Genomic DNA, 1,077 nt, shown 5'->3' on the forward strand with positions numbered 1-1,077 from the left:
AGAAAAAGAGTATTTATCCCACTTGCCAAGAAGACATATCGTTGAATCATATGTAGACCGCTCTGTTAAGGTTAAAGTCCAAAAAGATTCATTGATATACTACAAAGGGAATAAATACTCCGTTCCAATAGAATACATAGGAAAAACAGTTAATCTAAAAATTAATGAAAACTACCTGTACGTGTATTATACCACAGAGTTAATAGCAGTCCATGAAATAACAGACCAAAAAATTAATTATCTTAGTAATCACTATATGGCATTAATGAGAAAGCATATAAAAGACAGCAGTAAATTAAAAGAAGTATGTGAGAATAATTTAAATAATCTGGATAAATTCTTGCGGGAGGGAAATGTATGAATGTTTATATAAAATTACAAAACAATCTGGAAGAATTGAATCTAATAAATATGAAAAATAATCTGGATAAATATATAAACTTAATAAATAGCGGAGAAAAAAGCATAGTAGAAGCATTATATGAACTAAGTGAATTGGAATTAAAAGCAAAAGAAAAAAGAGCTATTGCTTCAGTAGTAAAAGTTGCTAATTTCCCTTTCTTGAAAGGAACAGAAGATTTTGACTTTTCTTTTCAACCCGGAATAAATAAACAACAAATTTTAGATTTAAAAAGCTTAAGATTTGTAGAAAATAATGAAAATATATTATTTGTAGGTACTCCAGGAGTTGGTAAAACGCATCTTGCAGTTTCCTTAGGAATAGAATGTGCAAAACATAGATATTCAACATATTTTATACATTTCCAAGAATTAATAGCTCAGTTGAAAAAAGCCCTAAAAGAAAATAGATTAGAAGTAAGACTAAAACACTTTGCAAAATACAAAGTATTAATAATAGATGAAATAGGATATTTACCAATAGATAAAGATGGAGCAAATATATTCTTCCAATTAATCTCAAAAAGATATGAAAAACATTCAACAATAATAACTACCAATACTCCGTTCTCAGAATGGAGCGAGATATTTGGTTCTCCTGTATTAGCTCAAGCAATATTAGATAGACTATTACACCATTCCCACGTAATCTTAATTAAAGGAAAATCTTATAGATTA

The 1,077-nt window shown here is 28.0% G+C and carries 2 protein-coding genes; both read left to right on the forward strand.

From position 1 onward, the window contains the following. Positions 1-361 (forward strand): Mu transposase domain-containing protein (locus XJ44_RS09305; protein WP_408645833.1); only part of this gene is annotated, 361 nt, incomplete at its 5' end. After that, positions 358-1,077 (forward strand): IS21-like element helper ATPase IstB (gene istB / locus XJ44_RS09100; RefSeq protein WP_077198822.1); only part of this gene is annotated, 720 nt, incomplete at its 3' end. The genes XJ44_RS09305 and istB, both read left to right, overlap by 4 nt.

It is taken from the genome of Thermosipho affectus (assembly GCF_001990485.1).
Classification (GTDB): domain Bacteria; phylum Thermotogota; class Thermotogae; order Thermotogales; family Fervidobacteriaceae; genus Thermosipho; species Thermosipho affectus.